This is a genomic window from Pseudomonas sp. IT-P176 (assembly GCF_949767245.1).
In the GTDB taxonomy this organism is placed as follows: domain Bacteria; phylum Pseudomonadota; class Gammaproteobacteria; order Pseudomonadales; family Pseudomonadaceae; genus Aquipseudomonas.
Genome location: NZ_CATKPN010000123.1, coordinates 88572 through 113803, shown reverse-complemented (window position 1 = coordinate 113803; position 25232 = coordinate 88572). Strand labels below are relative to the sequence as shown.

The 25232-nt window shown below is 62.9% G+C and carries 26 protein-coding genes; 16 read left to right on the top strand and 10 right to left on the bottom strand.

Annotated elements, in window-relative coordinates; genetic code table 11:
• Nucleotides 1-13 precede the first annotated feature (13 nt).
• On the bottom strand, nt 14-181 hold the full coding sequence (locus ACM6IP_RS26680; protein ID WP_071554261.1) for a DUF2897 family protein: 168 nt from the start codon (nt 179-181) through the stop codon (nt 14-16).
• Between the two features lie 153 nt (nt 182-334).
• The gene (gene rfbC, locus ACM6IP_RS26675) at nt 335-880 is read right to left on the bottom strand and encodes a dTDP-4-dehydrorhamnose 3,5-epimerase (RefSeq protein ID WP_159997324.1); all 546 of its coding nucleotides are present in this window, start codon (nt 878-880) and stop codon (nt 335-337) included.
• Between the two features lie 260 nt (nt 881-1140).
• On the opposite strand from rfbC, the gene kdpF reads away from it, so the two are divergent.
• From kdpF to ACM6IP_RS26645, 6 genes are read left to right on the top strand one after another with little or no spacing between them, the layout of a single operon-like run.
• Nucleotides 1141-1230 carry a K(+)-transporting ATPase subunit F gene (gene kdpF, locus ACM6IP_RS26670; protein WP_095168066.1) on the top strand — a complete coding sequence of 30 codons (90 nt, stop codon included), beginning with the start codon at nt 1141-1143 and terminating at the stop codon, nt 1228-1230.
• Nucleotides 1231-1238: 8 nt separating this feature from the next.
• On the top strand, nt 1239-2933 hold the full coding sequence (gene kdpA, locus ACM6IP_RS26665; protein WP_414862648.1) for a potassium-transporting ATPase subunit KdpA: 1695 nt from the start codon (nt 1239-1241) through the stop codon (nt 2931-2933).
• Between the two features lie 22 nt (nt 2934-2955).
• A complete protein-coding gene (gene kdpB / locus ACM6IP_RS26660) occupies nt 2956-5013 on the top strand; it encodes a potassium-transporting ATPase subunit KdpB (RefSeq protein ID WP_320332792.1) in 2058 nt (685 codons plus the stop codon).
• A gap of 54 nt (nt 5014-5067) precedes the next feature.
• The gene (gene kdpC, locus ACM6IP_RS26655) at nt 5068-5619 is read left to right on the top strand and encodes a potassium-transporting ATPase subunit KdpC (RefSeq protein WP_095168070.1); all 552 of its coding nucleotides are present in this window, start codon (nt 5068-5070) and stop codon (nt 5617-5619) included.
• 52 nt (nt 5620-5671) lie between these two features.
• Nucleotides 5672-8323, top strand: a complete 2652-nt coding sequence (locus ACM6IP_RS26650) for an ATP-binding protein (RefSeq protein WP_414862647.1) — start codon at nt 5672-5674, stop codon at nt 8321-8323.
• 48 nt (nt 8324-8371) lie between these two features.
• Nucleotides 8372-9064 (top strand): response regulator, encoded by a 693-nt coding sequence (locus ACM6IP_RS26645; RefSeq protein ID WP_095168074.1) that lies wholly within the window; start codon nt 8372-8374, stop codon nt 9062-9064.
• A gap of 22 nt (nt 9065-9086) precedes the next feature.
• Here the strand turns inward: ACM6IP_RS26645 and ACM6IP_RS26640 are convergent, their stop codons facing one another.
• A complete protein-coding gene (locus ACM6IP_RS26640) occupies nt 9087-10124 on the bottom strand; it encodes a patatin-like phospholipase family protein (RefSeq protein ID WP_095168076.1) in 1038 nt (345 codons plus the stop codon).
• Between the two features lie 213 nt (nt 10125-10337).
• Between ACM6IP_RS26640 and ACM6IP_RS26635 the strand changes: the two genes are divergently transcribed.
• From ACM6IP_RS26635 to ACM6IP_RS26625, 3 genes are all read left to right on the top strand, one after another.
• Nucleotides 10338-10616, top strand: a complete 279-nt coding sequence (locus ACM6IP_RS26635) for a hypothetical protein (protein WP_095168077.1) — start codon at nt 10338-10340, stop codon at nt 10614-10616.
• Between the two features lie 88 nt (nt 10617-10704).
• On the top strand, nt 10705-11472 hold the full coding sequence (locus ACM6IP_RS26630; protein WP_159997318.1) for a CHAD domain-containing protein: 768 nt from the start codon (nt 10705-10707) through the stop codon (nt 11470-11472).
• Between the two features lie 204 nt (nt 11473-11676).
• A complete protein-coding gene (locus ACM6IP_RS26625; protein WP_095168081.1) occupies nt 11677-12474 on the top strand; it encodes an acyl-CoA thioesterase in 798 nt (265 codons plus the stop codon).
• 2 nt (nt 12475-12476) lie between these two features.
• Here ACM6IP_RS26625 and ACM6IP_RS26620 read toward each other — a convergent pair whose 3' ends face one another.
• The 3 genes from ACM6IP_RS26620 to ACM6IP_RS26610 form a co-directional block, all read right to left on the bottom strand.
• Entirely contained in the window at nt 12477-12839 is a 363-nt protein-coding gene (locus tag ACM6IP_RS26620; protein ID WP_414862646.1) for a terminase, read from the bottom strand.
• 109 nt (nt 12840-12948) lie between these two features.
• Nucleotides 12949-14430 (bottom strand): methyl-accepting chemotaxis protein, encoded by a 1482-nt coding sequence (locus tag ACM6IP_RS26615; RefSeq protein WP_401128580.1) that lies wholly within the window; start codon nt 14428-14430, stop codon nt 12949-12951.
• 137 nt (nt 14431-14567) lie between these two features.
• Nucleotides 14568-15389, bottom strand: a complete 822-nt coding sequence (locus ACM6IP_RS26610) for a TatD family hydrolase (RefSeq protein ID WP_320332789.1) — start codon at nt 15387-15389, stop codon at nt 14568-14570.
• 233 nt (nt 15390-15622) lie between these two features.
• Between ACM6IP_RS26610 and ACM6IP_RS26605 the strand changes: the two genes are divergently transcribed.
• The 3 genes from ACM6IP_RS26605 to ACM6IP_RS26595 all read left to right on the top strand — a co-directional run bounded on the left by ACM6IP_RS26605 (nt 15623) and on the right by ACM6IP_RS26595 (nt 18136).
• Nucleotides 15623-17044, top strand: a complete 1422-nt coding sequence (locus ACM6IP_RS26605; RefSeq protein ID WP_095168088.1) for a transglycosylase SLT domain-containing protein — start codon at nt 15623-15625, stop codon at nt 17042-17044.
• A gap of 103 nt (nt 17045-17147) precedes the next feature.
• Nucleotides 17148-17582: a DoxX family protein gene (locus tag ACM6IP_RS26600; protein WP_095168090.1), complete on the top strand. Its 435-nt coding sequence runs from the start codon at nt 17148-17150 to the stop codon at nt 17580-17582.
• Between the two features lie 245 nt (nt 17583-17827).
• Nucleotides 17828-18136 carry a hypothetical protein gene (locus tag ACM6IP_RS26595; protein WP_095168092.1) on the top strand — a complete coding sequence of 103 codons (309 nt, stop codon included), beginning with the start codon at nt 17828-17830 and terminating at the stop codon, nt 18134-18136.
• Nucleotides 18137-18139: 3 nt separating this feature from the next.
• On the opposite strand, the gene greB is transcribed toward ACM6IP_RS26595, so the two are convergent.
• The 3 genes from greB to ACM6IP_RS26580 are packed head-to-tail and all read right to left on the bottom strand — an operon-like array spanning nt 18140 to nt 21859.
• The gene (gene greB / locus ACM6IP_RS26590) at nt 18140-18637 is read right to left on the bottom strand and encodes a transcription elongation factor GreB (protein WP_095168093.1); all 498 of its coding nucleotides are present in this window, start codon (nt 18635-18637) and stop codon (nt 18140-18142) included.
• Nucleotides 18638-18671: 34 nt separating this feature from the next.
• Nucleotides 18672-21176, bottom strand: coding sequence for an ABC transporter permease (locus ACM6IP_RS26585; RefSeq protein ID WP_414862645.1), 2505 nt, complete (start codon nt 21174-21176; stop codon nt 18672-18674).
• The gene (locus ACM6IP_RS26580) at nt 21176-21859 is read right to left on the bottom strand and encodes an ABC transporter ATP-binding protein (protein WP_095168095.1); all 684 of its coding nucleotides are present in this window, start codon (nt 21857-21859) and stop codon (nt 21176-21178) included. The genes ACM6IP_RS26585 and ACM6IP_RS26580 overlap by 1 nt, the downstream gene beginning before the upstream one ends.
• 10 nt (nt 21860-21869) lie before the next feature.
• Between ACM6IP_RS26580 and ACM6IP_RS26575 the strand changes: the two genes are divergently transcribed.
• The 3 genes from ACM6IP_RS26575 (at nt 21870) to ACM6IP_RS26565 (ending at nt 23896) form a co-directional block, all read left to right on the top strand.
• Nucleotides 21870-22475 carry an arylesterase gene (locus ACM6IP_RS26575; RefSeq protein WP_095168096.1) on the top strand — a complete coding sequence of 202 codons (606 nt, stop codon included), beginning with the start codon at nt 21870-21872 and terminating at the stop codon, nt 22473-22475.
• 58 nt (nt 22476-22533) lie between these two features.
• The gene (locus ACM6IP_RS26570; RefSeq protein ID WP_027620143.1) at nt 22534-22827 is read left to right on the top strand and encodes a hypothetical protein; all 294 of its coding nucleotides are present in this window, start codon (nt 22534-22536) and stop codon (nt 22825-22827) included.
• Between the two features lie 100 nt (nt 22828-22927).
• On the top strand, nt 22928-23896 hold the full coding sequence (locus ACM6IP_RS26565; protein ID WP_095168097.1) for a L,D-transpeptidase family protein: 969 nt from the start codon (nt 22928-22930) through the stop codon (nt 23894-23896).
• A gap of 122 nt (nt 23897-24018) precedes the next feature.
• Here the strand turns inward: ACM6IP_RS26565 and oprI are convergent, their stop codons facing one another.
• Nucleotides 24019-24270, bottom strand: coding sequence for an outer membrane lipoprotei OprI (gene oprI, locus ACM6IP_RS26560; protein WP_003172710.1), 252 nt, complete (start codon nt 24268-24270; stop codon nt 24019-24021).
• 634 nt (nt 24271-24904) lie between these two features.
• On the opposite strand from oprI, the gene ACM6IP_RS26555 reads away from it, so the two are divergent.
• Complete coding sequence (locus tag ACM6IP_RS26555; protein WP_093422070.1) at nt 24905-25186, top strand: GNAT family N-acetyltransferase; 282 nt, start codon at nt 24905-24907, stop codon at nt 25184-25186.
• The last annotated feature ends 46 nt before the right edge of the window (nt 25187-25232 follow it).

Genomic DNA, 25232 nt, shown 5'->3' with positions numbered 1-25232 from the left:
GCCGGCGCCAGGGTCAACGATCCTGAGCGTCCTTGGCGTCCATTTCCGCGTTACGTTCAGCCACGCGTTTACGTTGCTCATCGGTCAACTCGACCTTGTTCGCGGTGTCGCGCAACATCATCAGACCACCGACGATCGATCCGATCGCAACCACCAGAATCAACCAGGCATACCAGGGCATAGGGCTCTCCTTAAGGGCAGGCATCGAGGCGAACGGTTTCGCGACAATGTCGTGCATATCCACTTTGAGTCACAACGATTCTCCGTGGTTCCATTCTAGGCCTGTTGCGCCAGGATCACCTGACCAACATCGGTTCAGCGCAGCGAGCGGGTTTCAATCGAATACCTGGGCGTCCTTGAACCAAGCACCTGCCTGATCCTTGGCGGAGAGTTGCGGCGCTTCATGTAGTTGCCAGTCGATCGCCAGGTCCGGGTCGTCCCAACGAATACTGCGCTCGGCCGCAGGGGTGTAGTAGTCGGTGGTCTTGTAGAGAAACTCGGCGAACTCACTCAGCACCACAAAACCGTGGGCGAAACCTTCCGGCACCCACAGTTGGCGATGGTTCTCGGCGGACAAGCGTACCGCGACCCATTTGCCGAAGTGTGGCGAGCTGCGGCGAATATCCACGGCAACGTCCAGTACCTCACCCGCCGTTACACGCACCAGCTTGCCCTGGGTGTTTTCCAGTTGGTAATGCAGGCCGCGCAACACGCCTTTTTGCGAGCGTGAGTGGTTGTCTTGAACGAACTGGGTGTCCAGGCCTGTCGCCTGGGCAAAAGCCTTCGCGTTGAAGCTCTCGTAAAAGAACCCACGTTCGTCACCGAAGACCTTCGGTTCGATAATCAGAACACCCGGCAGATCGGTGTTGACTACATTCATCATGTTCTCCAGCAATAAACGGCGATGGTCGACATTCTTGCCCGAAGTCGCGGTCATGTGCGAGGGCAAATGCGCAAGGTCCCTCGCTTGACTCGCGATAAGGAAGCCTGAGGGCCCACCAATTGCGGCCAGACCCCGGCTCAAGCGCACTCTTTACGGTTTTTTTACGTCCCGCCAACCCCCCTGATCTCGTTCCTTTACGCCCTCCTTGCCGACAATCACTGCACACGCGGCAACACGCCGTAACTCGGAGAAATTCAATGAACATTCTGGACGGGGTGTCCCTGCTGCTGGCGGTGGGACTGTTCATTTATCTATTGGTCGCGTTGTTGCGCGCGGACCGGAGCTAGGAGCGGCTATGCACAGTTATGACTATTGGCTGATCCTGGCCTTTTTCGCCCTGGTGCTGATTCCCGCACCGTTCCTGGGACGCTTCTACTACAAGGTCATGGAAGGTCGGCGTACCTGGTTGTCGCCGATCCTCGGGCCAGTGGAGCGGGGCTGTTATCGCGTAGCCGGGGTTGATCCGCACAGCGAGCAGAGCTGGCAGAAGTACACCCTGGCCTTGCTGGCGTTCAACCTCGCGGGCTTTTTGCTGTTGTTCGCGATCCTGCTGTTGCAGAACTACCTGCCGCTCAATCCGCAGAATCTGCCGGGGCAGGAATGGACCCAGGCATTCAATACCGCCGTTAGCTTCATGACCAACACCAACTGGCAGTCCTACAGTGGTGAAGCGACCCTCAGTTACCTGAGCCAGATGATCGGCCTGACCGTGCAGAACTTTGTCAGCGCCGCCACCGGCCTGGCTGTGCTGGTTGCGCTGTGCCGTGGTATCAGCCGCAAATCGGCGCAAACCCTGGGCAACTTCTGGGTCGACATGACCCGCGCCACGCTCTACGGCTTGCTGCCGCTGTGCTTGCTGCTGGCGCTGTTTCTGGTCTGGCAGGGCGTGCCGCAAAGCTTCGCGCAGTATGTGAACGCGCTGACCCTGCAAGGGGTAGACCAGGTCATCCCACTGGGGCCGGCCGCCAGCCAGATCGCGATCAAGCAATTGGGCACCAACGGCGGTGGCTTCTTCGGCGTCAACTCGGCGCATCCGTTCGAGAACCCGACGGCCTGGAGCAACCTGTTTGAAGTCAGCTCCATCATTCTGATCCCGGTGGCCCTGGTGTTCACCTTCGGCCATTACGTCAAGGACCTGCGTCAGAGCCGGGCGATCATCGCCTGCATGCTCGCGCTGTTCCTGATCGGTGGTGCGGTGTCGCTGTGGGCTGAGAACCAACCGAACCCAACCCTGAACAACGCCGCCGTAGAACAAACCGCGCCGCTGGAAGGTAAAGAAGCACGCTTTGGCACCACCGCGACCGTACTGTGGTCAGTGACCACCACCGCAGCCTCCAACGGGTCGGTCAACGGTATGCACGACAGCCTCAACCCATTGAGCGGCATGATTGCAATGATCAACATGATGGTCGGCGAGGTGATCTTCGGCGGCGTCGGTGCCGGCCTCTACGGCATGTTGCTCAACGTGCTGATCGCGGTGTTCCTCGCCGGGCTGATGATCGGGCGCACCCCGGAGTACCTGGGCAAAAAGCTGCAAGCCAAGGAAGTCCAGTTGCTGGTGGTGACCTTGCTGGTAATGCCGGTTGGCGTACTGGTGCTCGGTGCTCTTGCGACGAGTCTGTCAGGCCCTGCGGCCACCATCAGCAATCCCGGCCCCCACGGTTTCAGCCAGTTGCTCTACGCCTACACCTCGGCCAGCGCCAACAACGGTTCGGCCTTTGCAGGTCTGGGCGCCAACACGCCATTCCATAACCTGATGCTGGGCCTGGGCATGTTGATCGGTCGCTTCGGTTACATCCTTCCGGTACTGGCTCTGGCTGGCAGCCTGGCGATGAAGAAAAGTGCGCCTGTCGGCCAGAACAGCTTCCCGACCCATGGTCCGCTGTTCGTCACCCTGTTGACCGTAACCATATTGCTGGTGGGTGGCCTGACGTTCCTGCCGAGCCTGGCGCTGGGCCCTATTGCTGAACACTTGAGCCTGGGCTTCTGAGCCACTTTATAGGAGCTGGATGATGAATATGCCCGCAACCAAACCCGTGGCCGCCAAGGCCCCGGAGCAACCGAAAACCGCGATCTCGGCCCTGTGGCGGCCGGCGCTGGTGCAAGCCTTCGTCAAGCTCGACCCGCGCCAGCTCAAGCGCTCGCCGGTGATGCTGGTGGTCGAACTCACGGCGATCCTCACCACCGTCTTGTGCTTCATCCCGGACACCGCGGTGCCGACCTTTGTCGCCGCGCAAATTGCCCTGTGGCTGTGGTTCACCGTGCTGTTCGCCAACTTTGCCGAAGCCCTGGCCGAAGGTCGGGGCAAGGCCCGCGCCGACAGCCTCAAGGCCGGCAGTGAAGGCCTGAGCGCGCGTCGCAAGAAGGCCGATGGCAGCTTTCAGGTAGTGCCCGCCGCCAGCCTGCGCAAAGGCGATGTGGTGCGTGTCGAAGCCGGGGAAATGATCCCGGGGGACGGTGAGGTGATCGAAGGCATCGCCGCGGTCAACGAGGCGGCGATTACCGGCGAGTCCGCCCCGGTGATCCGTGAATCCGGGGGGGATCGCTCGGCGGTCACCGGCAACACCCGGCTGGTGTCAGACTGGCTGCTGGTGCGCATCACCGCCAACCCGGGTGAGTCGACCCTGGACCGGATGATCGCCCTGGTCGAAGGTGCCAAGCGCCAGAAAACCCCGAACGAAGTGGCGCTGGATATCCTGCTGATCGGCCTGACCATGATTTTCCTGGTGGTGGTCGTGACCTTGCAGCCCTTCGCCCACTTCGCCAATGGCAACCTGCCGCTGGTGTTCCTGGTGGCGCTGCTGGTGACGCTGATTCCCACCACCATCGGTGGCTTGCTGTCGGCCATCGGGATTGCCGGGATGGACCGCCTGGTGCGGCTCAACGTGATCGCCAAGTCCGGCCGTGCCGTGGAAGCGGCGGGTGACGTGCACGTGCTGTTGCTGGACAAGACCGGCACCATCACCTTCGGCAACCGGCGTTGCGCGGCCATCTATGCGGCACCCGGGATCAGCGCCAAGGAACTGGCCGAAGGCGCGTTGTTCGCCTCGTTGGCGGACGACACGGCCGAAGGCAAATCGATCGTCGAGTACCTGCGCGGACTTTATCCACAGCCTGAACCCGCCGCCGAAGCAGTGACCGGCGTGCCATTCAGCGCCGAAACCCGGTTGTCCGGGGTCGATTATCAAGGACGCGTCTATCGCAAGGGCGCGGTTGATTCACTGCTGGCCTTTGTCGGTCAGAGCCGTGCCGACCTGCTGCCGCCGATGGCGCGGGAAATCGACAAGATCGCCCAGAGCGGCGGCACGCCGTTGCTGGTGTGCGCCGAGGGTCGGTTGCTGGGCGCGATCCACCTCAAGGACGTGGTCAAGCCGGGGATCCGCGAGCGTTTTGCCGAGCTGCGCAAGCTGGGGATCCGCACTGTCATGGTGACCGGCGATAACCCGCTGACCGCGGCGGCGATTGCTGCGGAGGCAGGCGTCGATGATGTGCTGGCCGAAGCTACGCCCGAGAAAAAGCTGGCGCGCATCCGTCAGGAGCAGAACGACGGCCGCCTGGTGGCCATGTGTGGTGACGGCGCCAACGACGCCCCGGCGCTGGCCCAGGCGGACGTCGGCATGGCCATGAACGACGGCACCCAGGCCGCACGTGAAGCGGCGAACATGGTCGACCTCGACAGCGACCCGACCAAGCTGCTGGATGTGGTGCAGATCGGCAAGGAGTTGCTGGTGACACGTGGGGCGCTGACCACTTTTTCCATCGCCAACGACGTGGCCAAGTATTTCGCCATCCTGCCGGCACTGTTCGCGGCGATTTATCCACAGCTTGGGGTGCTCAACATCATGCACCTGAGCAGCCCGCAGAGCGCGATCCTCTCGGCCATTGTGTTCAACGCCCTGATCATCGTCGCGCTGATTCCGTTGGCGTTGCGTGGCGTGCGGGTACAGGCCGCGAGCGCCGCCCACCTGCTGCGCCGCAACCTGCTGATCTACGGCGTGGGCGGGCTGGTGGTGCCGTTTGCGGGCATCAAGTTGATCGACCTGCTGCTGACTGCCTTGCATCTGGTGTAACGGAGCTGCGCCACGCCTGGGGCGTGGCGTTTTAACTGAATTGAGGGGTGTGACATGTCCACAATGATTCGCCCGGCCTTGAGCCTGCTAGTTCTGATGACCCTGATTACCGGCGTCGCTTATCCACTGCTCGTGACCGGCGTGGCCCAGGTCGCCTTCCCGGCCCAGGCCAATGGCAGCCTGGTGCGTGATGCCGATGGCAAGGTGCGCGGCTCGTCGTTGATTGCCCAGGATTTCGTCGGTGATGCCTGGTTCCATCCACGGCCTTCGGCGGGGGCCTTTGCCACCGTTTCCAGCAGCGCCAGCAACCTGGCGCCGAGCAATCCGGCGCTGGCCACGCGGGTCATCGATGAGGCCAACAAACTGTTGGTCCCAGGCCAAGGCCCGGTGCCATTGGCGCTGTTGACCACTTCCGGCAGCGGCCTCGATCCGCACTTGCCTCCGGCCGCGATTGCCTATCAACTGGCGCGGGTTGCTGCGGCGCGAAATGTGCCGGTGGCGACGTTGCGCCAATTGCTCAACGCGCATATCGAACAGCCGCTGGTAGGTCCGCCGGTGGTCAATGTGCTGCAATTGAACCGGGCGCTGGAACAGTTGCCGTTGTAGGCGCTGGCGGACCCGAGCGACACCACCCAACCACCTGAATGAAGAGCCTCCCATGAGCGACTCCGGCCGCGCCGATGCACTGCTAGCCGATCTGCCCCACGATGGCCGTGGCCGGCTCAAGGTCTTTCTCGGCGCGGCGCCCGGCGTCGGCAAGACCTACGCCATGCTGCAGGCCGCTCACAGCCAGTTGCGCCAGGGGGTGAAGGTCATGGCCGGGGTGGTGGAAACCCACGGCCGCGCGGAGACCGAGGCCTTGCTCGGTGGGTTGGTGCAACAGCCGTTGCTGCGCTCGGAATACCGTGGGGTGATGCTCGAGGAAATGGACCTCGACGGCCTGCTCAAGGCCCGGCCAAAACTGGTGCTGGTGGACGAACTGGCCCACAGCAATGCCCCCGGCAGTCGACACGCCAAACGCTGGCAGGACATCCAGGAGCTGCTGGCGGCCGGTATCGATGTCTACACCACGGTCAACGTCCAGCACCTGGAAAGCCTCAATGACCAGGTGCGCGGTATCACCGGCGTACAGGTGCGCGAGACCCTGCCCGACTGGGTGCTGCAGGAAGCCTACGAGCTGTTGCTGATCGACTTGCCGCCCCGTGAGCTGCTTGAGCGCCTGCGTGACGGCAAGGTCTATGTGCCCGAGCAGGCGCGGGCGGCGATCGATGCGTTCTTCACCCAGACCAACCTCACCGCATTGCGCGAGTTGGCGATGCAAACCGCCGCGGCCCAGGTCGACGACGACCTCAGCCGTGGCTACCGGCAGTTGGGCCAGGCCGCACCGGCCGTGCGGGGACGCTTGTTGGTGGGGGTCGACGGCGATGCCCAGGCCGAACGCCTGGTGCGCCACGCCAGTCGAGTTGCCCAGCGCCGGCATCTGCCCTGGAGCCTGGTGCATGTGGACAACGGCAGCGTCGGCGATGAGCAGTCGCGCTTGCGCCTGCAAAGCGCCCAGCAACTGGCCGAGCGCTTGGGCGGCGAAGTGGTGTTGCTGCGTGCCGGCGAGGTGGCCAAGACCTTGATCCAGCACGCAGCCGAGCGGCGCGCCAGCCTGGTGCTGGTCGGCCAGTCCCGTGCGCGTTGGCGCCGGCGGCTGTTCGGCGGTGGCCTGGCTTCGCGCCTGTTGCGTAATGCCCGAGGCCTGGAAATCAACGTGCTGGACAGCGATGAGCAACAGCACCTGCCGCGCCAGCGTTCGCCCCAGGCTCTGGTCTGGTTCGACTACGCCCTGGCACCGCTGGCCACGCTGTTGGCCAGCGGCCTGGCGTGGGCAGTATCGAGCCTGCTGCCACTGCCGAACATCTCCTTGGTATTTCTCGCCGCGGTGCTGCTGGTGGCAGTGCGCAGTAGCCTGGGGCCGGCGCTGGTGTGCGCCGCGCTGTCGTTCCTGACCTACGATTTCCTGTTTATCCCGCCCAACTTCTCGTTTGCCATTCAGCGCGAAGAGGACGTGCTGACCTTGCTGTTTTTCCTGCTCATGGCGGCGCTCACCGGCAACCTCGCCGCGCGTCAGCGTCGGCAATTGCAGGCCCTGCGTGATACCCAGGAAGAGACGAGCGAGCTCCTCGACCTGTCGCGCAAGCTTACGGCCGCCACCGACCGTCAGGCCGTGGTCAGTGCGGCGGCGCAACACCTGGTGGGTTGGAATGATCTGCAGTTGTGCCTGCTCAATCGTGACGGCCAGGGTGGCTGGAAGGTGGAAACCGGCGGGCCGTTGCAGTTTTCTGAAGCCGAGCGTGCGGCTGCCGAGTGGGCCTGGCAGCATGACCAGCCGGCGGGGAAGGGCACCGGAACCCTGCCGTTCGGTCGTTGGTGGTGGTGGCCGTTGTCGGTCGACGACGGTCCGCTGGGCCTGCTCGGCGTGTGCCCGCGCGAAGGCGAGCCACTCAGTGGGCAACGGCGGCGCTTGCTGATGGCGCTGAGCCAGCCCCTGGCCCAAGCCCTGGCCCGCGCCCAATTGGCCGAAGACCTGGAGGCGGCGCGCCTGCACGGTGAAACCGAACAACTGCGCAGCGCCTTGCTGGCGTCGGTGTCCCACGACCTGCGCACGCCACTGACGTCCATGCGCGGCAGCATCGACAGCTTGCTGGCGCTGGGCGAGGCGATCCCGTTGGAGGATCGTCGCGAACTGCTGGAAGGCACGCGTGATGAAGCCGAGCGGTTGGACCGCTACATCCAGAATCTACTGGACATGACCCGGCTTGGCCATGGCGCGCTGAAGCTCGCGCGCGACTGGGTGTCGCCCGCCGATATCGTTGGCAGCGCGCTCAATCGCTTGCGCGCGGTGCTGGCGCCGTTGCAGGTCAGCGTCGAGGTGCCGGCCGAGCTGCCACTGCTGTTCGTGCACGCGGCGCTGATCGAGCAGGCGCTGGTCAATGTGCTGGAAAACGCCGCACGATTTTCCCCGGCCCAAGGCCACCTGCAACTGAGTGCGGGGGCGACGGACAGCGAGCTGTATTTCTCGGTGAGTGACGAGGGCCCGGGTATCCCCGAAGAGGAGCGGGCGAAGATCTTCGACATGTTCTATACCGCTGCCCGTGGGGATCGGGGCGGGCAGGGCACGGGACTGGGCCTGGCGATCTGTCAGGGCATGGTTGGTGCCCACGGCGGGCGCATCAGCGTCGCTGATGGTCTCGACGGCCGTGGCACCTGCATCACCCTGCACCTGCCGTTGCAGGCACAACCGGGGTTGGAAAGTGAAGCCTGAGGCGGGCTGCGCTACTCTGTCGCCAGTTCTTTATGTTGAATGGAAACCATGAGCCAGACCACGACCATCCTGGTCATCGACGATGAGCCGCAGATCCGCAAGTTCCTGCGCATCAGCCTGGTCTCCCAGGGCTACAAAGTGCTCGAAGCCGGCACGGGCACCGAAGGCCTGGCCCAGGCTGCGCTGAACAAACCGGACTTGCTGGTGCTCGACCTCGGTCTGCCGGACATGGATGGCCAGCAGGTCCTGCGCGAATTTCGCGAGTGGTCGAAGGTGCCGGTGCTGGTGTTGTCGGTGCGCGCCAGCGAGGGGCAGAAAGTCGAGGCCCTGGACGGTGGCGCCAATGATTACGTGACCAAGCCGTTCGGTATCCAGGAATTCCTCGCCCGTATCCGAGCCCTGTTGCGCCAGGCGCCCGCCGGCCAGGCGCCGGAAGCAGCGCTGAGCATTGGCCCGCTGACGGTGGACCTGGCGTACCGCCGGGTCCTGCTCGACGGTGCCGAAGTGGCGCTGACCCGCAAGGAGTACGCGGTGCTGGCGCAACTGGCACGCCACGCCGGGCGGGTCATCACCCAGCAGCAACTGCTCAAGGACATCTGGGGCCCGACCCATGTCGAGGACAGTCACTACCTGCGGATCGTGGTGGGGCACTTGCGCCAGAAACTGGCGGACGACCCGACCCGACCACGGTTCATCCTGACCGAGGCGGGTGTGGGGTATCGGTTGTTGAGCGACGCTTGAACCGTGTCCGGTCAGCGGATACTCAATCGCGCTCACTCTCGTAGCGGTCCAGGGTGTCGCGGGCAATCTCGCGGCCCAGGGCGATCAGTTCCGGGGCCTTGTAGAACTCGAAGAAGCGGCAGACGCGCTTTGGCACGTTGATCAGGATGTCCGGTGGATAACCGGCAATCTTGTACTGCGCCAGGGAGGTTTGCATGACCTCGAAACTCTGGTTGATCAGGTCGAGCAGGGAGGCAGGGCCGACGTTGTCGATGATGAACGAGCCGGTTGCCGACTTGGGTGCCCCTTCGGTTTCGGGGGCGGCTGCGGGCTGCTGCGCTTCGGGTTCGGCACCTTCGAGCCAGGGGTTGATCTCGGCGGCTTCGCTGCGCAACGCTTCCTGCTCCAGCAGGAGCAATTGTTCTGCCTGCTTGCGGCGGAACGGCAGGTGCGAGCCGAGGGAGTTGATCAGGCTGTCGAAGCGGCTTTTGAACGCGGCGGGGCGTTGGATCACCGGCAACTGATAGTGCTTCTGGTTGGTGGAGTTGAGGTTGACCGCGATGATCAGGTCGCAGTGGCTGGAGACCACGGGGACGATCGGCAGCGGGTTGAGCAAGCCACCGTCCACCAGCATGCGATTGCCCTGCATCACCGGGGTGAACAGGCTCGGAATGGCCGCCGAGGCACGCATGGCCTGGTGCAGACAACCTTCCTGAAACCAGATTTCCTGCTGGTTGGTCAGGTCGGTAGCCACGGCCGTGTAGGGAATGCGCAGCTCTTCGATATTGATCTCACCGACGATCTTGCGGATCTGCCCGAAGACTTTTTCGCCGCGTATGGCCCCCAGGCGAAAACTCACGTCTACCAGGCGCAACACATCGAGGTAATCCAGGCTTTCGATCCAGTCACGGTATTCGTTGAGTTTGCCCGCGGCGTAGATACCACCCACCACTGCTCCCATGGAGCAACCGGCGATGCAGGAGATGTCGTAGCCTCGTCGTTCAATTTCCTCGATGACCCCGATATGGGCATAGCCCCGGGCGCCACCGGAGCCGAGCACCAGCGCGACACGCTTCTTCATGTACTTGATCCTTCGCCAAACAGGTTTTAACAATGCACCCTTTCAGGGGCGTGCTTCAATCACACAGACACAAGCAGTCGTTTTTTCGACACTGGATGACGGCGCATGGGTATTCTCGCCGACGCTATAGTTTCCAGCGATGGGCCAAGGCACTTTTACCCGCGTTGACCGTCTTACCCTGCACGATTGTATTTCTACCTTGAGGTGTCATTGATGAAAGCATGGATCTGTCTGCCATTGATTGCGTTGGTCCTGGCCGGTTGCGCGGGCAAGACGGCGTACCGCGATAGCTGCGCTAGCCAACTGGATTCCGCATGGAAAGAACTGGACCTGGCCAAGGCCGAAGGATTTGCCGGCACCGTGAGTTACTCCAAGGCCCTGTCGCTGTTGACTGGGGCCAAGACCCAGCAACAGTTCGAAGCCTTCGAAGGCTGCGCCAACAAGGCCGAGAAGGCGCGCTTCTATATCCGTGAATCCCGCGCCGGTCGATAAGCCATCCATGACCTGGCGCAATACCGGCAGCCGCTATTGCGCCTAGCGTAGACTGGTGAGGATGACTGGGTTGACTGGGGAGAACGGGATGTCTGCGTTGGTGGATCGTTTGGTGGCTCAAGTATTGGGCCTGCATGTGCGTTTGCTGGCTTGCCAGGCACGCTTGAGTGCCAACACCGACCCGGAGGCATTGCATGACTTGCGCACGACCGTGCGCCGGTTACGCAGCCTGTTGCGGCCCTTGCGTGGCTTACCCGGCGTCGAGCAACTGGAAGCGTCTGCGGCGGGCGTAGGCACCTTGACCACTCCGTTGCGTGACCGCGAAGTGTTGGCGGCCTATCTACTCGACCACGGGCAAGCCACTGCGGCCGAGCGACGCATGCGGCAGATGGCCCAAGCCTACCCGGCGGTGGCCGACAGTCCCCAGTTGGCGCAGTTATTGATGGTCCTCGATGCCTTTCCACGGTTCTTGCGCGCCTCCCAGCGCCAAGGGCTGCTCAAGCGCCTGCGTGCACGCATCGAGAAGCGCCTGGCCAAGCAGTGGCATAGCCTGGACACGACCCTGCACGATCCGGCCCATGACCGTCACCGCCTGCGCTTGTTGATCAAGCGCGTGCGCTACGCCATCGAAGCCTACCCGGAACTGGATCGTTTACCCAAGGCCGCCATGCCACGGCTCAAGGCAGCGCAGGCTGCGCTGGGCGACTGGCACGATTGCTGGCAATGGCTGGCCAGGGCCGAGCACGAATCCGATCTGTTGCCCTGCGTAGCGGTCTGGCAACAGACCATGAGCAAGGCTGAGGCGCGTGCCGATCAAGTGCTCGACAAACTCAGCGCCGCCTGCTTCAAGTCCTGAATCCAGCGCCGGTGTTTTTGTAGCCGCTGGCGCAGGCTGCGTTGGGTTGCGCCGCGCCCCCCTGCGGTATTGTCAACTCGAATGAACGTCCTGCGGCCGTTGATGGGCGGCCTATCTGTCCGGCACTTTGGCCGGAATAGGTGCTGTATAGAGCGCTTGGGCTGGTTAAGATCCTGCTGTCCTTTTCCCTGTCTTGAGGTTGCCATGCGCTTTAGCGAATTACTCGACGCCGTGCGCCGTTCCCCTGATGAGCTGGTCATTCCGGCGCAATGGGCGCAGGGTCGCGCCAGTTTTGGTGGGCTGGTCGCCGCCTTGCAGTACGAAGCCATGCGCGCCAGGGTCCCGGCAGAGCGCCCGGTGCGCTCGCTGGCGATCACCTTTGTCGGCCCGGCCGAGCCCGGTGTGCCGATCCGTTTCGAGGTCGAGGTGCTGCGCGAAGGCAAGGCGGTCAGCCAGGTACTCGGTCGAGCGGTGCAGAACGGTCAGGTGGTGACACTGGTCCAGGGCAGCTTCGGCGCCTCGCGGGCTTCCGAGGTCGAGGTGCTGGCCGCGCCAGCGCCAACGATGAAACATTGGGACGAGTGCCAGGAGCTGCCTTATATCAAGGGCGTGACGCCAGAGTTCATGCGTCACCTGGCGATGCGTTGGAGCATCGGCGGCTTGCCCTTCACCGGTAACAAGTCACGTGACATGGGCGGCTGGGTGCGTTTGCGCGACGAAGCCAATGCCGAGACGGTGAGCGAAGCGCACATCCTGGCGCTGGTGGATGCCTGGCCCCCGGCCTTGCTGCCGCACCTGAACAAGCCGGCGGCCGGCAGTACCCTGACCTGGACCATCGAGTTCGTCCAACCATTGCTGGCCCTGAGCACCCTGGACTGGTGCAAGTACCATGTGCAGATCGAACACGCCCGTGACGGCTACGGCCATGCCGCTGCCGCCTTGTGGAGCCCCGAAGGCCAATTGATTGCCCTGAGCCGCCAGACGGTGACGATCTTCGCCTGACCTCAGTGGCGGTGACGTTCGCGCCAGGCGCGCCACCAGCCGCCGCTCAAGACATAACGTGGGAAGGTCAGGAACTGCTCGACCAGCAGCCGCGAGACGGCATCCTTGCGATCAGTAAAGGGTTCGGCCGCTTGGGCTTCCAGGCTGTGACCGTGGCGCTGCAAGCCCAACGCGGCCAGCAAGCCGATGATGCCAATGGCGATATTGGCCAGGCTCAGGCTGAACACTCCGGAGACAATCAGCAAAAAGCCCAGGATGAACAGCGGCACGGCAATCAGGTGCAGCACCAGGTTGGTCGGGTGCTGGTGATTATTCGGGTACGCCCGCCATTGCCAGGCGGGAAGGTTGGGGTGACGTTTGCCCATGAAGGTACTCCTCGATCCGTGTACAACACATGATTGAAGAATAGGTCGGGTCCTGGCATGCGGCGAATCAAGGTTGGCTATCGAGGTGATAGCCGCTGCGTGATAGTGCCTAAAGCTTGAGTTGGCCGATGGCCTGGTTCAGTTCGCCGGCCAGTTTTGCCAGCTCATCGCTGGTGGTGGCCGAGTCCAGGGTCTGTGCCACAGTGTTCTCGGTGACGTCGCGGATGCTCACCACCGCTCGATTCATCTCTTCTGCCACCTGGCTTTGCTGCTGGGCGGCGACGGCTATCTGCGTGTTGCTTTCACGCATCTGCGCCACGGCGCTGGTGATTTTGGCCAGGGCACTGCCCGCCTCCTGCGCCTGCTGCACGCAGTCGTCGGCCTTGAAGGAGCTCTCCTGCATGAAGTCCACGGCATCGCGAGTGCCCGCTTGCAGGGCCGAGACCATGCGCGTGATTTCATCGGTCGAGGCCTGGACCCGCTTGGCCAGGTTGCGCACTTCGTCGGCGACCACGGCAAACCCTCGGCCCATCTCACCGGCGCGGGCCGCTTCGATGGCGGCATTGAGGGCGAGCAGGTTGGTTTGCTCGGCGATGCTGTGGATCACCCCGACCACGCCGTTGATCTTCTGGCTGTCTTCGGCCAGGCGCTGGATCATCCCGGCGGTCTGCTGCACACCGGTGGACAGCCCGGCGATGGAGTGTTGCACGCGACTGACCACCTCCTGGCCGCTGCCTGCCAGGTCGTCGGCGGTTTGCGACAGGTCCCGCGTTGCGCCGGCATGCTGGGCGATGTGGTAGACCGTGGCGGACATCTGATTGATCGCGGTGGCCGCCTGATCGGTTTCACTTTGCTGGCCGAGCATGCCCTGGCGCACGTCGCTCATGCTGTTGGCCAGGCGCGCCGCACCGACATCCAGTTGCTGCGCGGTATGGGCCACGGTATTGACCACGCGTTGGTAGCCGGCCTGCATGGCATTGAACGCACTGGCCATCTGGCCCACTTCATCGGCGCAGGACAGCGGCACACGGGCCGATAGGTCACCGGTTTTCTCGACATGCAGCATCACATCCTTGAGGGTGTTGAGCTGGCTGAGCAGAAAGCGGATCAACAATTGCGAGGCGCCGAGCATCGCCAGCATCAGGATCAACACCGCCGCTGCGTAGTTGACGAAGCGCTCGGCAAATACCTGGGTCAGGCTCGGGCCATAGGCCAGGACGGCAGTGCGTTCGCCATCGGCCCGGGACAGGACCTCGGCACCGATCAGCAGGTGGTTGCCGAACAACGGCATGGCATTGATCGAGACCCAGCCGTTGGCGTTGTTCAATTGCGGTAACGGCCGCTCGTCGAGCGTGGGCGTTTGCCCTGGCCTGAAGCTCAGCAGCACGTCGTTGGCGGGCAACGGCTGGGCAGCGGGCCAGGCTCGGAGCAATTGCGCTTGAGCGCCAGCCGCCTGCCGGGCAGCCTCGCTGCGCGCCTGTTGTTCCAGTTGCACGGCATACAGCACCAGCAGCAGGGTGGTCACGAAGGCGACGGCATTGACCGCCCAGAACTTGTATTTCAGCGAGATATTGCTAAGCCAGGCACCCATGGAGGTCTTCTCTGATAGCGGAAACAGCATTGGCAAGGTGCCATCATTGTGCCGCTATCGAGGAGGTCCGGTGTTGATGTGGGTCAAGTCGTAGTGGGGCAGGGCTCTTCAGATGCTATCGCTGGCCGGCCTTGCTCCTACGGATTGGCGGTAAATGCGACGCTCGGCAAGCCGAAAAACGCCCGGGCACAGGCAGTGCTGTGGGCCGCCAGGTCTTCCAGGCTCTCGCCCCGATGCAGGGCCACTTCGCGTAGTACTTCGGGCAAGTAGGCCGGTTCGTTGCGCCCGTTTTTCGGTTTTGGCCGCAGGCTGCGAGGCAGCAGATAGGGCGCATCGCTCTCGAGCATCAGGCGGCCGCGGGCAATCTCGCGCACCAGCGGGTGCAGATGGGTACCGCGGCGCTCGTCACAGATCCAGCCGGTAATGCCAATGTGCAAGTCCAGGTCGAGGTAACTGAACAGCGCCTTTTTTTCCCCGGTGAAGCAGTGCACCACGGCGGCCGGCAACTGGTCGCGGAAGTCGCGCAGGATCTCCAGCAGGCGCTGGCTGGCGTCCCGCTCATGGAGGAACACTGGCAACTGCAACTCGACCGCCAGGGCCAGGTGTTCTTCCAGGACCTTTTCCTGCTGTGGGCGCGGTGAGAAGTCGCGATTGAAATCCAGCCCGCATTCGCCGACTGCCCGCACGTTCGGCTCTTTCAGCAAACTGTGCAGGCGCCGCGCGCTGTCGGCATTCCAGTCGCTGGCCGAGTGTGGGTGAATACCGGCGGTACAGAACAGGCGCTCGCCGCTTTCATCCAGTTGCTGGCACAGTTCCAGGGCCTGTTCGCTGCCCTCCACGCTAGTGCCGGTCAGCACCAGTTGGCAGACTCCTGCGGCATAGGCGCGGTCCAGCACCGCCTGGTGTTTGTCGGCGAAACTGGGGTTGGTCAGGTTGACGCCGATATCGATGAGTTGCATGGTGCTACCCTGGGGATGCGGCCGGAAAGCATACCAGAGCTCAAGATTTATAAGAAAAGCCAAGAACTACAATGAGTTAACGCTGTCTTTTGATGCCGAAGGAGCACTTCGACTGATTTTATCAGGCTCGCAGCCCGCTCTTTCGCTCGTTGCCAGCGCTCCAGGCGCTCTGTTTCTGTCGACCTGCTGCGCCTCTTGTTGTGCGGCGGGACAGTATTCTTTCCGGAGAACGGATGACGCGACTCCCGGTTTTATTCCTGCTGTGCCTGTCGTTGCTCGTGCCTTTGCCGGCACTGGCGCGCTTGGCCGGGCCCGTGGAGGCCGTGCAGACGGGCAAGGTCCGCGACCTGGCGCAAATCCGCAGCAGTCGGGTGCTGCGGGTCCTGGTCAATCAGAGCCGCAACAGCTCCGCGCAAGTCCAGGGCCAGAACATCGGCATGGAATACCATCGCCTGCGTGCTTTCGAGCAATACCTCAATGGCCATGCCCGCGATGGCCAGGAAATTTCCCTGAAGATCATTCCCAAGGCCAAGGACCAATTACTCGGTGCGCTGCAACGCGGCGAAGGCGACCTGGTGGCCCCAGGCGAGCTGCTTGACGCCCAGGCAGTGCGGGCGGTCAGCGCCAGCGAGCCGATTGTCAGCAACGTGCCGTTATTGCTGGTAGGGATCAAGGGTGAGCGGCGCTACACCCGGCTTGAACAGCTGTCGGGCAAAACCCTGGCGCTGCCCACCGGCAGTGCCGCCGGGGAGGCGATCAACCAGATCAACCAGAAACTCGCGCTGCACAAGTTGCCGCCGGTGAAGATCGAATGGGTAGACCCCAGCCTCGCCGTGGAGGATGTGCTGGAAATGGTCCAGGGCGGGATTTTTCACCTGACCATTGTCGAGCAACCCATTGCCGAGCGCTGGGGCAAGATCCTGCCCAAATTGCGTTTCGACCGGCAGGTGCTGATCAGCGAGCCGGGCGAAGAGTTCTGGTTCGTGCATCGTGATGCCTCGATGCTGCGGGCCAGCATTGACCGTTTTCTCACCACCTACAAAGCCCCCTCCGACCAGGATGTGGCGTTCCTGCGGATTTATCGGCGCCTGTACCAGGTACGCAACCCGCTGGCCCGCAACGACCGGCAACGTCTGGAGAAAGTGCGCACCGTGCTGCAGAAACATGCCAGCGAACAAGGCCTGGACTGGCTGAACCTGGCGGCCCTGGCGTTCAAGGAGTCGTCGCTGGAGCCTAGCGCTCGAAGCGGCAGCGGGCCGACCGGATTGATGCAGATCACGCCCTCGGCGGCGCAGCGGGTCGGGGTCAATAACATTCAGTCCCTGGACAGCAATGTGCAGGCCGGTGCGCGATACCTGGCGCTGATCCGGCGCAAGTTTTTCGCCAGCCCCAAGCTCAATGAGCGCGAGCGCATGGCGTTCATTCTCGCCGCCTACAACATCGGCCCGGAGCGGGTCCAGGGCATGCGTGCCGAGGCGCGGCGCCGTGGGCTGAACCCTAACCAGTGGTTCTTCCAGGTCGAGCGCATTGCCATGGAGCAGGTAGGGATGGGTCCTGTCAGCTATGTTAACAGTGTGAACAAGTACTACTTGGCCTATGACCGGGAGCGGGAGGCGCTGGAGGCCCCGGGGCAAAAAGTTGTCAGTCGCAAATGATCGACTAAACTGATTGTTAAACCGCGTTTTTTGCGCTTTTAACATGAGGTTTGCCGATTAATATAGCGGCCAACCAACACACACTCACTATGGATGACAGAGCATGAGCACACTCATCAACAAGGTACTTTTCACCCGCGCCGGCTACGGCCTGACGGTCTTGCGGATCTGCGTCGGCGTGATCTTCGCCGCCCACGGTGCGCAGAAACTGTTCGGCATGTTTGGCGGCTATGGCCTTGCGGGGACCGCGCAGTACATGGAAAGCCTGGGCCTGGCACCGGGGCAGTTGATGGCGATCCTGGCTGGCGGTACCGAGTTCTTCGGCGGCCTGGCGCTGATCATCGGCTTGCTGGTGCGTCCGGCCGCCCTGGGCCTGACCTTCCTCTCGCTGGTAGCGATTTTTTCGGTGCACATCAGCAACGGCCTGTTCATGGCCAACAACGGCTACGAATTTGCCCTGGCATTGCTCGGCGGTAGCATCGCGGTCTTGTTCGAAGGTGCCGGCAAGCTGTCGGTGGATCGCGCCATCGCCGGTTGAGTGCTCTGGCTCACGACTAAGGCCCGCATACGCGGGCCTTTTTGTTGCTGCGGATTCTTGACACTGTCCCGTCAGCTTCTCTAGGATGCTGCCATGCGCCGATTTAAACAGCTACTTGCGGGGCGCCAGGTGACTCATTCAGTTGCCGATAGAAGCCTGGACCAGGCTTTGAAGTACCGCTAAAGCGCTGGTTCGGTGTTGCCTCTCACCTGCCATGCAGATTTTTGAGGCTGAGACACGACAAGATGAATGCACTGCACCCCTCTGTACGCCCCGCGCCGATCACGGCTCACCTGACCCAACGCAACCCGAAAATCCTCCTGGGCGGTAATCACCAGCCGACGCTGCTGCGTTATCTGGATGGCTGGCCGCGTCGCAACGGTGGCCCGGCAGCGTTCCTGATCCAGTTTGTCGAAGACGGTGAGTCGTTGGCGCGTTTTGCCAGTGACAGCTTTGATCTGGCCGTTATCCAGTCCCCCAGCGCCGAAGAAGCGGGTGAAATGATCAGGCAACTGACCCGTGTCGCCCGCCAGGGGCTGATCGCCCGACGCTAGCCTTCAGGGGTAGTCGATGGCCGTGATGTACACGAACTGCTCGCCGTCCGGGGTTTGTACCCGTACCTCGGCATCCAGCGCTTTACCGATCAAGGCCCGCGCCAGCGGTGAGTCGATGCTGATCAGGCCTTGCTTGAGGTCCAGTTCATCCGGGCCGACGATGCGGTAGCGCGACGTTTTGCCCTGTTCATCCTCGATGGTCACCCAGGCGCCGAAGTAGACCTTGTTCGGGTCGCTGGGCTTTTCGCTGACCACCTTGAGCGCCTCCAGGCGCTTGGTGAGAAACCTTACCCGGCTGTCGATCTCGCGCAGCATTTTTTTGCCATAGGTGTACTCGGCGTTTTCCGAGCGGTCGCCCTGGGCGGCGGCTTCGCTGACGGACTGGGTCACCTGGGGGCGGCGCACGTGCCAGAGTTCGTGGAACTCGGCACGCATCCGCGCTTCGCCCTCGGGAGTGATGAGGGCGGTGCCGGCAGGACGGGGAGGGCGATAGCGGCTCATGACAATGTCTTGTGCTGGGAAAGCATCGAGTCTATCAACCCTCGCGCAGGACTGTCAGTGGGCTGGCGTTCAATGCCCGGCGCGTACCAAAGACCCCGGCACCGCCCACCAGCAATGCACCGATCACCGGCAGCAACAGCAGCCACGGGTGGGGATGCCAAGCCAGGTCGAAGGCGTAGCGGTACAACACCAGGCTCACCAGTTCGCAACCAATGGCCGCCAGCAGGCCGCTGACCGCACCCAGCAAGCCGAACTCGATCCGCCGGGCCTTGACCAGCAGTTGCCGTTCGGCCCCCAGCGCACGCAGCAAGGCGCCTTGGCGAATGCGTTCATCGAGGGTCGCCTGCAATCCGGAAAACAGCACGGCCATACCCGCCGCCAGGACGAACAACAGCACGTACTCGACCGCCAGGGTGACCTGGCCCAGGATGCTGCGTAGCTGTGCCAACAGGGCCTCGACTTGCAAGATGGTCACCGCCGGAAAGGCGCGCGACAGGTCGATGATCTGTTGGTCGTGACCGGCGGCCAGGTAGAAACTGGTCAGGTAGGTCGCGGGCAGATCCTGCAGGGTGCCGGGCTGGAAGATCATGAAGAAGTTTGGCTGGAAGTTGTCCCAGTTGATGTCGCGCAGGCTGGTGACCCGGGCTTCGCGGTTGACCCCGCCAACGGTGAACACCATGTGGTCACCGAGCTTGAGCTTCAGGCTCTCGGCAACCTTACCCTCGACCGAGACCCCGGGGATGTCGTCGGACGGCTGGGCTGACCACCAATTGCCGGCGGTAATGCTGTTGCCCGCCGGTAGTTGCGCCGCCCAGGTCAGGCTGAGGTCGCGCTGGATCGCCCGATCACCCTGGGAGTCCTTGCTGACAATCGCCTGCACCGGCTCACCATTGATGCTTATCAGGCGTCCTGGCACCACCGGGTACAGCGGCGCGGATTGGGCGGAGAGTTCGATCAGGCGATCGGTAAATGCCTGTTTGTCGGCCGGCAGGATGTTCAGGGCGAAATAGTTTGGCGCATTTTTGGGTAGCTGGTTCTGCCAGGTGTCGAGCAACTCGCCACGCAGCAGGGCGATCAACGCCATCGACAACAGGATCAGGCCAAAAGCCAGGGACTGCCCGGCTGCCGCCAGTGGATGACGCAGCAATTGCCCCAGGCCCAGGCGCCAGGGCAGGGATGCCCGGGCCAGCAGGCGGCGCAGGCTCTTGAGCACCAGCAGCAACAAGCCGCCGAGCACCAGCGCGGCCAGTACGCCACCACCGAGCAGGGCGAAGGTCAGCACCAGGTCCAGGCTCAGGCGCCACATGATCAGGCCAAGCGCGCCCAGGGCGGCGCCATAGACCAACCAGGTGCTTGACGGGATGGGCAGCATGTCGCGTCGCAACACCCGCAGGGGTGGCACTCGGCCGAGGGCGGCGAGCGGTGGCAGGGCAAAGCCGGCCAGCGCTACCAGCCCGGTGCCGATCCCGGCAATGGCCGGTAGCAGGCCGCCGGGCGGTACGTCGGTGGGCAGCAAGTCGCCGAGCAGGGCGAACAACCCCAGTTGGGCGAACCAGCCGATGAGGGCGCCGCTGGCGCTGGCGAGCAACCCCAGCACAGTCAGTTGCAGGCTGAACAGCACCAGGGTTTCCCGACGGGACAACCCCAGGCAGCGCAACAAGGCACTGGCGTCGAAACGGCGGGTGGCAAAGCGGGTTGCCGACAGCGCCACCGCGACCCCGGACAGCAGCACCGCCACCAGGCTCGCCATGTTCAGGTAGCGTTCGGCCTTGCCCAGCGCGCCACCGATCTGTCGATTGCCGTCGCGGGCATCCTGCAGGCGCTGGTTCGCCGCCAGGCCGGGCTGGAGTTGCTCGCGGTAGGTGGCCAGGGCGGTGGCGTCGCCGCGCCAGAGTTCGCGGTAGCTGACCCGGCTGCCGGGCTGCACCACGCCGGTGGCCGTCAGGTCGGCGAGGTTGATCATCACCCGCGGCGTGAGGCTGTAGAAGTTGCCGGCGCGGTCCGGCTCATAGGTCAGGACGCGGCTCAGGCGCAGGGTCTTCATGCCGACGTCGATGTTGTCGCCGATCTTCAGGTCCAGCGCGGTCAGCAGCCGTGCCTCGACCCAGGCTTCACCCGGTTGCGGGCTGCCGCCGGCTTCTTCCGGGGCAAACGGCGCGGGCGCGCTTTTCAGCTGGCCGCGCAGCGGGTAGACCCCGTCGGCGGCCTTGATGCTCGACAGCTGGATGCCCTGGTCGGTGGCGATGACACTGGAAAACTCCACCACCTGGGCGTGTTGCAGGCCCAGGTCCTTGCCGCTCTGGATCTGCTCGGGACGGGCGGGCGAGCTGCCTTCGAGCAGCAGGTCGGCACCGAGGAATTCGGTGGCGCGCAACAGCATTGCGCCATTCAGGCGCGCGCCGAAATAGCCGATGGCGGTGCTGGCGGCCACGGCCACCAGCAAGGCGAAGAACAGCACCCGCAGTTCGCCGGCGCGGGCATCGCGCAGCAATTGACGAATGGCCAGGCTGAACAGGCGCAACAGCGGCAAACGTGCCATCAAGGCTCCAGGGGGGCGACCAACAGGCCGGCTTCAAGGCGGATCAGGCGGTGACAGCGATGGGCCAGGCGCTCATCGTGGGTGACCAGCACCAGGGTGGTGCCGCTTTCCTTGTTCAGTTCGAACAGCAGGTCGCTGATGTGCTCGCCGGTATGAGTATCGAGGTTGCCGGTGGGTTCATCGGCAAACAGCACATCGGGTTCGGCGGCAAATGCCCGGGCGATCGCCACGCGCTGCTGCTCGCCACCGGAAAGCTGGCGCGGCGAATGACTCAGGCGCTTGCCCAGGCCGACTCGGCGCAGCAGTTCGGTGGCGCGTTCGCGGGCATCCTTGCGACCATCGAGTTCCAGCGGCAGCATCACGTTTTCCAGGGCGTTGAGGCTGTCCAGCAATTGGAACGACTGGAACACGAACCCCACATGCTCGGCGCGGACGCGTGCACGCTGGTCTTCATCCAGTTGGCTCAAGGCCTGGCCGGCCAGGGTGACTTCGCCGCTGCTGGGCAGGTCGAGGCCGGCGAGCAGGCCGAGCAGGGTGGACTTGCCGGAACCGGAACTGCCGACGATGGCCAGGCTGTCGCCCTTGTTCAGTTCCAGGCTGAGTTGGTGCAGGATGGTCAGTTCACCTTCCGCGCTGGGAACCACTTTGCTAAGGTTCCGCGCAGTGAGAATGTTTGCGCCCATGGAGAGTCCGATGCGTGTGTGGTTTTTGAGTGCTGGCCTGGCCTTGATGTGCATGGCCCAGAACGCAGCGGCGGGTACTGTCCTGATCGTTGGCGATAGTATCAGCGCGGCTTTCGGCCTGGATACCCGGCAGGGGTGGGTATCGCTGCTGGAGCAGCGGCTCAAGGACGAAGGTTTCACCGCTACGGTGGTCAACGCGTCCATCAGTGGCGACACCAGTGCAGGTGGCCAGGCGCGGCTGCCAGCGCTGCTTGCAGCCCATAAGCCGGCGCTGGTGGTGCTGGAGCTGGGGGGCAATGACGGCCTGCGCGGACAGCTGCCCACGCAATTGCAACAAAATCTTGCCTCGATGATCGACCAGTCCCGGGGCAGTGGCGCCAAGGTGCTGTTGCTGGGCATGCAGTTGCCGCCTAATTATGGGGTGCGCTATACCCAGGCCTTTGCCCAGGTCTACAGCAATCTGGCGACGGAAAAAAAGGTCGCGCTGGTGCCGTTTTTTCTCGAGGGAATTGGCGGCAAGCCCGAGCTGATGCAGGCCGATGGCATTCACCCGGCCGGCGCGGCACAGGGCAAGTTGCTGGAAAATGTCTGGCCAACGCTAAAACCCCTGCTTTGATGCTTTTCTAGCGGCAGGCTTTCGGCTAATGTGGCGCCCCCCTGATCTGGAGCCCCCGATGCCGCGTCCTGCCTGGTCCCTGTTTGCCTACCAACTGATCGAGCCTGACGAGCAGTTGGATCTGTTCGCCTGCCAGGAAGTCCGGGTGCATCTGGTGACGCGTCAACTGGAGTTGGGCGGCTCGGCCGACCGTACCCTGTGCGGTACGTTGCTGCCGGCGCAACCGCGCTGGTCCAGCGTCGATCGCCGGGTATTCCAGGACCAGCGTCTGTGCTCGTTGTGCCGAGCAATCCTGGAGTCGCAGAAGCGCGGTACTTCGCCGATCTGGCCGGAGTTGCGTTTCGAGTTGTAACCTGCGGCGCGGCGACCGTCGCCCGGTTCCCCGAATCCGCAGACTGCGGTGTACAATCGCGGTTTTACCCCCTCTGTCGATCATGCAAAGGATTTTCCGGATGTTGTCGCGCTTTCCTGCCGTCGCCCGCTGCCTGTCTCTTGCCGCCCTGTGCGTGGCCGGTCCCGTTGCAGCGTTGGAGCTGCCCTTGCCGCCGCCGGGCGAAGATATCGTCGGCCAGGTGCAAGTGATCAAGGCCAAGTACGAAGATACCTTCGCCGACCTGGGCACCACCTATGACCTGGGTTATTCGGAAATGGTCGCGGCCAACCCGGGTGTCGATCCCTGGCTGCCGGGCGCGGGCACCGAGATCATCCTGCCAACGCGATTCATCCTGCCCCCGGGCCCGCGTGAAGGCATCGTGATCAACCTGGCCGAGTACCGCCTGTACTACTTCCCTAAAGGCCGCAACGTGGTCTACACCTTCCCCCTGGGGATCGGTCGGGAAGGCTGGGGTTCGCCGATTGCCCACACCAGCATCGTCGCCAAGACCCCCAACCCGACCTGGACCCCTCCCGCGTCGATCAAGGCTGAGCACGCCGCCGATGGCGACCCGTTGCCGAATGTCGTGCCGGCCGGTCCGGACAACCCGCTGGGACCTTTCAAGTTCACCCTGGGCACGCCGGGTTACCTGATCCATGGTTCGAACAAGAAGTTCGGCATCGGCATGCGCACCAGCCACGGCTGCTTCCGCATGTTCAACAACAACGTGCTGGAAATGGCCAGCATGGTGCCGGTGGGTACCTCGGTGCGCATCCTCAACGACCCGTACAAGTTCGGCATGAGCGGGGGCAAGGTCTATCTGGAGGCGCATACGCCAATCGATGACAAGGGCAACCCGTCGGTGGTCGACAAGCACACCGCAGTGATCAACGCCATGCTCAAGCGTGAGGACATCACCAGCAACATGCGCATGAACTGGGACGTGGTGCGTGACGTGGTCGCGGCCGAAGATGGCCTGCCGGTGGAAATCGCCGTGCCGGGCACGGGTACCCCGCTGGTGTCGAGCACGCCGCTAGAACTGCAGTAAGCGCTCCACAAGACCCGCCGGGACGTCAGCCCCGGCGGGTTTTTTATGGCCGGCAGAAACTGCGGGCAATAAAAAAGCCGACCCAAAAAATGGGTCGGCTTGATAACAATCCCGAAGGACTATTACTTGCGGCTAGCTTTTTCCAGCATGCGCAGAGCACGCTCGTTAGCTTCGTCAGCAGTCTGTTGTGCTTTTTGAGCAGCAGCCAGAGCTTCATCAGCTTTACGGTAAGCTTCGTCTGCACGAGCTTGGGAGCGAGCTGCTGCGTCTTCAGTAGCAGTCAGACGTGCTTCGGTTTCTTTCGATACGCTGCTGCAACCGGTAGCCAGAACTGCGGCCAGAGCCAGAGCAGAGAATTTCAGAACGTTGTTCATCGTGTTCCCCTTCAAGGACTTTCTATTAATTAGCTGTCACCCCAGAGTGAGGAAACAGCCGGCGTACATACTACCCATTACTTTTAGTAAGTAAACTGACGTAGAGCAAGAAGCAAAAAAAATTGTAGGCGCTGATTCTTTTTCGAGCAACTTTTAATCGCACTGTATAAAAAGTATGCAACCGCGAAGCCCGTCCTGAGCGCGCTGCTTGAAAGCCAGTGGCACCCTGATGGCTGTTTCGCAGTATCGCCTAAAGTCCCTTTATATAGATTCGTCTACACTTATGTTGAGGAATTGTGCGTCGTTTCACGTCACTTTTGCATGTAGGCAGTGACTTTAACTACTGGCGCACGTCTTAAGTCTCAATATCCGGCAATGTTCAGGTGATCGGCCGCTCCAGAGCGTCGGTCGAACCGCCTCGACGTGACCCGTGCCGAACCCACGCCCGCGACATCGAGACGAGCGCGCCTTGAGCATTTGTGCCTTTGGTGCCTACTATTTGATACGTGCCAGGTTGCGTGGGATCAGGACGGGTTTTTCTCGGTGTCCGACAGGCACGGGGTGGCGTAGAGGTTCCTTCGCCGGAAAAACATCGGTAAGGTAGGGGTCAGTCAAAGACCCGCGAGGAGTAGTGATGAGCGAGGCGTTGTCCATCCACCATGACCAGGCTGGTCATCAATTCGAGACCAATGTGGACGGTCATCGTGCCTACCTGACCTATATGGACCTGGGTAAGCAGACCCTGGATATCTATCGCACGTTCGTACCCAACGCGCTGCGTGGCCGTGGTATTGCCGCCGCGTTGACCGAGCAGGCGCTCGAGTACGCGGAGCAGATGGGTTACACCGTCATCCCCTCGTGCTCCTACGTGGAGCGCTACATGGAACGTCATCAGCGGCATGCCGCCAAGCTCTGATCAGGGTTACCAATAAAAACGCCGGGCTAAGCCCGGCGTTTTTGTG

Excerpts from the sequence above, each read along its gene's own strand:
- ACM6IP_RS26595 (WP_095168092.1), top strand. The coding sequence starts at position 17,828 with ATGAATGCACTGCACCCCTCTGTACGCCCCGCGCCGATCACGGCTCAC.
- ACM6IP_RS26630 (WP_159997318.1), top strand. The coding sequence starts at position 10,705 with ATGTCTGCGTTGGTGGATCGTTTGGTGGCTCAAGTATTGGGCCTGCAT.
- ACM6IP_RS26580 (WP_095168095.1), bottom strand. The coding sequence starts at position 21,859 with ATGGGCGCAAACATTCTCACTGCGCGGAACCTTAGCAAAGTGGTTCCC.
- kdpB (WP_320332792.1), top strand. The coding sequence starts at position 2,956 with ATGAATATGCCCGCAACCAAACCCGTGGCCGCCAAGGCCCCGGAGCAA.
- ACM6IP_RS26620 (WP_414862646.1), bottom strand. The coding sequence starts at position 12,839 with ATGGGCAAACGTCACCCCAACCTTCCCGCCTGGCAATGGCGGGCGTAC.
- kdpF (WP_095168066.1), top strand. The coding sequence starts at position 1,141 with ATGAACATTCTGGACGGGGTGTCCCTGCTGCTGGCGGTGGGACTGTTC.
- ACM6IP_RS26570 (WP_027620143.1), top strand. The coding sequence starts at position 22,534 with ATGCCGCGTCCTGCCTGGTCCCTGTTTGCCTACCAACTGATCGAGCCT.
- ACM6IP_RS26640 (WP_095168076.1), bottom strand. The coding sequence starts at position 10,124 with ATGAAGAAGCGTGTCGCGCTGGTGCTCGGCTCCGGTGGCGCCCGGGGC.
- rfbC (WP_159997324.1), bottom strand. The coding sequence starts at position 880 with ATGAATGTAGTCAACACCGATCTGCCGGGTGTTCTGATTATCGAACCG.
- oprI (WP_003172710.1), bottom strand. The coding sequence starts at position 24,270 with ATGAACAACGTTCTGAAATTCTCTGCTCTGGCTCTGGCCGCAGTTCTG.
- ACM6IP_RS26615 (WP_401128580.1), bottom strand. The coding sequence starts at position 14,430 with ATGGGTGCCTGGCTTAGCAATATCTCGCTGAAATACAAGTTCTGGGCG.
- ACM6IP_RS26565 (WP_095168097.1), top strand. The coding sequence starts at position 22,928 with ATGTTGTCGCGCTTTCCTGCCGTCGCCCGCTGCCTGTCTCTTGCCGCC.
- ACM6IP_RS26610 (WP_320332789.1), bottom strand. The coding sequence starts at position 15,389 with ATGCAACTCATCGATATCGGCGTCAACCTGACCAACCCCAGTTTCGCC.
- ACM6IP_RS26650 (WP_414862647.1), top strand. The coding sequence starts at position 5,672 with ATGAGCGACTCCGGCCGCGCCGATGCACTGCTAGCCGATCTGCCCCAC.
- ACM6IP_RS26600 (WP_095168090.1), top strand. The coding sequence starts at position 17,148 with ATGAGCACACTCATCAACAAGGTACTTTTCACCCGCGCCGGCTACGGC.
- ACM6IP_RS26585 (WP_414862645.1), bottom strand. The coding sequence starts at position 21,176 with ATGGCACGTTTGCCGCTGTTGCGCCTGTTCAGCCTGGCCATTCGTCAA.
- ACM6IP_RS26555 (WP_093422070.1), top strand. The coding sequence starts at position 24,905 with ATGAGCGAGGCGTTGTCCATCCACCATGACCAGGCTGGTCATCAATTC.
- ACM6IP_RS26635 (WP_095168077.1), top strand. The coding sequence starts at position 10,338 with ATGAAAGCATGGATCTGTCTGCCATTGATTGCGTTGGTCCTGGCCGGT.
- greB (WP_095168093.1), bottom strand. The coding sequence starts at position 18,637 with ATGAGCCGCTATCGCCCTCCCCGTCCTGCCGGCACCGCCCTCATCACT.
- ACM6IP_RS26625 (WP_095168081.1), top strand. The coding sequence starts at position 11,677 with ATGCGCTTTAGCGAATTACTCGACGCCGTGCGCCGTTCCCCTGATGAG.
- kdpC (WP_095168070.1), top strand. The coding sequence starts at position 5,068 with ATGTCCACAATGATTCGCCCGGCCTTGAGCCTGCTAGTTCTGATGACC.
- ACM6IP_RS26680 (WP_071554261.1), bottom strand. The coding sequence starts at position 181 with ATGCCCTGGTATGCCTGGTTGATTCTGGTGGTTGCGATCGGATCGATC.
- kdpA (WP_414862648.1), top strand. The coding sequence starts at position 1,239 with ATGCACAGTTATGACTATTGGCTGATCCTGGCCTTTTTCGCCCTGGTG.
- ACM6IP_RS26645 (WP_095168074.1), top strand. The coding sequence starts at position 8,372 with ATGAGCCAGACCACGACCATCCTGGTCATCGACGATGAGCCGCAGATC.
- ACM6IP_RS26575 (WP_095168096.1), top strand. The coding sequence starts at position 21,870 with ATGCGTGTGTGGTTTTTGAGTGCTGGCCTGGCCTTGATGTGCATGGCC.
- ACM6IP_RS26605 (WP_095168088.1), top strand. The coding sequence starts at position 15,623 with ATGACGCGACTCCCGGTTTTATTCCTGCTGTGCCTGTCGTTGCTCGTG.